This is a genomic window from Arthrobacter sp. MYb229 (assembly GCF_002975405.1).
In the GTDB taxonomy this organism is placed as follows: Bacteria; Actinomycetota; Actinomycetes; order Actinomycetales; family Micrococcaceae; genus Glutamicibacter.
Genome location: NZ_PCPS01000015.1, coordinates 1 through 4,782 on the forward strand (window position 1 = coordinate 1; position 4,782 = coordinate 4,782).

General features: G+C 55.9%; 4 protein-coding genes. 3 read left to right on the top strand and 1 reads right to left on the bottom strand.

Annotation, left to right across the window (positions count from 1 at the left end; genetic code table 11):
- Together CQ019_RS18670 and serA are read left to right on the top strand one after the other, a co-directional pair.
- Positions 1-310: hypothetical protein (locus CQ019_RS18670; RefSeq protein ID WP_219844273.1), on the top strand; the 310-nt coding region annotated here is incomplete at its 5' end.
- Positions 303-1,898 carry a phosphoglycerate dehydrogenase gene (gene serA, locus CQ019_RS18050; RefSeq protein WP_105570317.1) on the top strand — a complete coding sequence of 532 codons (1,596 nt, stop codon included), beginning with the start codon at positions 303-305 and terminating at the stop codon, positions 1,896-1,898. The genes CQ019_RS18670 and serA, both read left to right, overlap by 8 nt.
- 1,193 nt (positions 1,899-3,091) lie before the next feature.
- Here serA and CQ019_RS18055 read toward each other — a convergent pair.
- On the bottom strand, positions 3,092-4,285 hold the full coding sequence (locus tag CQ019_RS18055; protein WP_105570318.1) for an IS110 family transposase: 1,194 nt from the start codon (positions 4,283-4,285) through the stop codon (positions 3,092-3,094).
- A 126-nt stretch (positions 4,286-4,411) separates the two neighbouring features.
- Here CQ019_RS18055 and CQ019_RS18060 point away from each other — a divergent pair.
- Positions 4,412-4,782 (top strand): transposase (locus CQ019_RS18060; protein WP_181148618.1); only part of this gene is annotated, 371 nt, incomplete at its 3' end.

Consider the following 4,782-nt stretch of genomic DNA (forward strand, 5'->3'; position numbering starts at 1 on the left):
TTTATTTTCGCAGTTCAGGATCACTTTTTCTTTGTTAATGACGCTTAATTACTGGCCTCTCGATGAAATACCTGGGCTAGGAAAGACTGGCAGAATCTGGTACTGGATTGAGCGCAGGCATATTCAAACACCAGTGTATCGATCAAGTGAAAGTTTTCACAAAGTCGCCCTGAAGCTGCGTAATATGCGTAAATTCAACGGATTCCAGGACTGTCCGGCGATAGGGTGGAACATGTTGGCGATCATCAACGATCGCCCGCATGCAAGCATCAGCCCAATGAAATCGCAAAGGTGCCACACCCGTGTCTGACAATAAGCCAATCGTACTTCTGGCCGAACAACTATCCCCAGCAACTGTCGCTGCGCTCGGTCCCGACTTTGAAATTCGTCAGACAGACGGAGCAGACCGCTCCCAACTGCTCGAAGCTATCGCCGACGTAGATGCAATTCTCGTTCGTTCGGCCACCCAGGTGGACGCCGAGGCAATCGCCGCGGCCAAGAACCTGAAGATTATCGCCCGTGCCGGCGTAGGCCTGGACAATGTAGATATCAAGTCCGCCACCCAGGCTGGCGTCATGGTGGTCAACGCTCCGACCTCAAACATCATCTCTGCAGCGGAACTGACCGTGGGCCACATCGTTTCGTTGGCTCGCCGCATTCCTGCCGCGAATGCCTCGCTGAAGAACGGCGAATGGAAGCGCAGCTCCTTCACCGGTGTTGAGCTGTTCGAAAAGAAGGCCGGCATCATCGGCCTGGGCCGTATCGGCGCCCTCGTTGCAGCACGCCTGCAGGGCTTCGGCATGGATGTCATTGCCTATGACCCTTATGTCACCCCGGCTCGCGCCTCGCAGCTTGGTGTCACGTTGGTGACCCTTGATGAATTGCTGGCCCAGGCGGACTTCGTGACCATCCACATGCCAAAGACTCCAGAAACGCTGGGCATGCTGGGCAAGGAAGCCTTCGGCAAGATGAAGAAGAGCGCCTACGTCATCAACGTGGCACGTGGTGGCCTCGTTGACCAGGACGCACTGTATGAAGCACTGAAGAATGAAGAGATTGCCGGCGCCGGCATTGACGTATTCGTCAAGGAACCAAGCACCGACCTTCCATTCTTCGAATTCGAGAACGTGACCGTCACCCCGCACCTGGGCGCATCCACCGATGAAGCTCAGGAAAAGGCCGGCGTTTCGGTAGCCAAGTCGGTTCGCTTGGCACTTGCCGGTGAGCTGGTACCGGACGCGGTGAACGTTGCCGGCGGAGTTATCGACGAAAACGTCCGCCCGGGTATCCCGCTAATCGAGAAGCTCGGCCGCATTTTCAACGCCCTGACCTCGGGCTCGCTGACCAGCATTGATGTTGTAGTCGCCGGCGAAATCGCTTCCTTGGATGTGAAGGCCTTGGAGCTTTCCGCTTTGAAGGGCGTCTTCATGGATGTCGTTTCGGATCAGGTGTCCTACGTCAACGCTCCGGTTCTTGCCGAGCAGCGCGGAGTGGCCACCCGTTTGGTCACCACCCCTGATTCACCTGAGTACCGCAACCAGCTGACGATCAAGGGCGTAACCAATGAGGGCACGCAGCTAGCGGTCGCCGGCACCTTGACCGGTCCAAAGCAGATCGAGAAGCTGGTAGGAATCAACGGCCACGAGATCGAAATCCCGATTTCGGATCACATGATCGTTGTGCGTTACTCAGATCGTCCGGGCGTAGTCGGCTCGCTAGGCAACGTTCTGGGGGAGCAGGGCATCAACATCGCTGGCATGCAGGTGTCCCGCGATGAAGAGCGCGCCGAAGCCGTTGCCGTGATCAACATTGATTCGGCGCTGCCGCACGGTGTCCTCGACGTAGTTGGTGCAGCCATTGGTGCAAGCGTTGCGCGTGAGATTAATTTAGCTGAATAAACGCTTCTGAAACTTCGGTAGAAGACTTTACAAAAGACGGAATCTCCCTAAGATGTGGACTTATATTCCAATTTTAGGGAGATTCCTTTAATTGTTAATTATAAATACATTAAGTTTTCAGGTTATGCGGTATTACCGTAATGCAATATTAATTAATATAAATGGTACATCTCTTTGCGTAAAGAGTGAAAAATAATACTACCTCTTAGTGAGTCATCCCGGGTTTCATGCCGTTTTCTTATGCGAGAATGGAAGACATGCCAAAGCAGTAAATCCCAGAAGTCAAGAACCGCGCAGTGTCCTACGCTATGAAACGCCTTGGCCGGTATAAGTCGGTCTAGGTAGCCTGCACCGCTGGTGTCGCCAAGCGCAGGGCGATAGCGGTGGATGCACCGGCCCCACCAGCGACGAAATCGCTGAAATCAAAGCATTGCAAGCCAAATTCAGAGATCTTGAAGAAGTCAACGACATCTTGAAACAGTCAACCATTTTCTTCGCGAGGGAGCTGGACCCTCGCTGGCACTAATCACCGAGTTGCTCGACCAGCAATGCGAACGTGGGCATGCGGTAATGTCTGTTCTGACATGTATTGAACACTCAGGGGTTGAAGGCCTCTGCCCGCACGTATCACAGCCGGAAAGTCGAGCAACCGTCACCACAAGTCGTCACCGATGCACTCATTCTCAATGCCGCGCATGACCTACAGAAACGCGACATGAAAACGGGTAATCCGAAGCCGGAGGTGCTTTACGTACGACGGTAAATGCGGGTCTGGTGCGTGGTCGCAGGACATACACGACGATCCGTACCAAGGACAAGATTCGGGTGAACGGTCTGTTGAATCGGAATTTCTTCACTGATGCTCCGAACATGCTTTGGGTCACCGAATTTACCTACGTTTCCATCTGAAGCGGGTACGCATACGTGTCATTTGTGATCGACTTGTTCAGCCGTAGGATCTTGTCCGGGGCTTTGTCCACCTCGCATGACACCGCGTTAGTGGATGAGGCTCTCCAGCGGGCTCTATGGCAGCGACGTAGTGAGCGAAACTCTCATGTGAGATAGGTGTTTGGCACCGTACAACAAAGCGATGCTGGATCAGAATATACCTCCCAGAGGTATACGCAGACGATGGCTTTGGAAAGGCTGGAACCGTCGACCGACGCGATCGGGGGGTGCCCCTATGTTCTGTGTCAAGCAATTTTCAGCTCCGGAACATCATAAAGCGATCCGTGCCGGATCATGGCGAACAGGACCGTGAGACGTCGGTGGGCCAATGCGATGAGTGCTTGGTTGTGGCGTTTGCCCTGGGCCCGCTTCCGGTCATAGTATTCCCGGCTGGTTGGATCAAAGCGGATGGACTCGAACGCCGAGAGGAACAGCGCTCGTTTCAAGCGTTTATTTCCTGAATGGCTGTCGCGTTCGGATTTGATCGAGGTCCCAGACTGGCGCGTGGTTGGTGCTAATCCTGCGTAGGAGGATAATGCGGCGGCGCTGGTGAAGGTTTTGCCGGAGGTCTCGGCGATGATGATCGCAGCGGTCCTGACGGCGACCCCTGGCATGGATGTCAGGACCGGGTAAAGAGGGTGGGCCTCCACCATGGTCTCCAAATGGTTGGCCACGTCCACGCGCTGGGCATGCAACGAGATCAGCTGGCGGGCTAGGTGCGGGATGACCAAGCCGGCTGCGTCGGTGCCGACCACGACCACGGTTTGCTCATCCAGCGCATCGATGATGGCGGACGCCCACGCGGTGTGCCGGCGGGCTCCCTGCTTTTTCAGCTTCGCATCGATCCGCGCTTTGCCAGCATGCTTCAGTTGCGCCGGTGTCGGCCAGGAGGCGAGGACCTCCAGCACCGCGTCGTGTTCCAGCCAAGGGCCGAGGATCCGTTCTAGTGGCGGGTGGATTTGGGTGAACAATCCGCGGATCCGGTTGCTGGTTTGGGTGATCTGCCGTGCCAGATCCAGGTCGAATCCGGTGAGCATGCCCAGGGTGGCTTCGTCTTCTTCGGAGACTTGGATGCTGCGGAGGGTGTGGGGCATGGTGCGCGCCGCATCAGCGATGATGAAGGCGTCTTTTTCGTCTTTCGCCGTCCCGGGATACATATCTGCGATGCGCCGCATCGACAGCCCGGGCAGGTAGGCCACCGGAATACCGAGGTTCTGAGCGATGGCGACAGCCAGCGCACCGATGGTGGCTGGCTGATCCACTACCACCAGAACGGTACCCTTGGCACTGAGATTTTCGTAGACAGCGGTGAGTTTGGCTTCGTCGTTGGGCAGGGTCTTGTTCCAGATTTTGGTGCCGACGGTGGAGACGGCACAGGCCCAATGGTCTGTTTTCCCTAGGTCGAGTCCGAGGAAAATGTCGACATCCGTGGTGATCATGGTTAGCCCGGGTATTTCATGACGACGGCAGTCATTAACTGACTTAAAAGATGAAAAGGTGACCTGAACTGGGAAAATGGGAGTGTCTAAGCTTCCAAGATACCCGTTCGAAGGATCACCTTTTCTGTGAACCATTCTACCCACGTTTTCCCTGCTATCCCGACCCAACTCACCGGTCAATCTCTGGTCTCCCATGCAGGGTTGTCGGTGCTGACCAGTTTCCTGAACGCGGTGGACTTCCGCAGGCTCTGCGAGGACCGGTTCAGCCAGTTCGTACCCGCTACCGCAACGCACCGGCCAGGCAAGATCCTCGGCGCGCTGGCCCTGTCCTTGGCGGCCGGCGGTGAACAAGCCACAGATATTGACCAGCTACGAGCCGCACCAGAACTCTTTGGCTCAGTAGCGTCGGATGCCACGATCAGCCGATTCATGGGCCGGATCAAAGAACAGCCAGAAGCTTTCTCCTACGGGTTCGCCACCATGACCCGCAGCCTGCG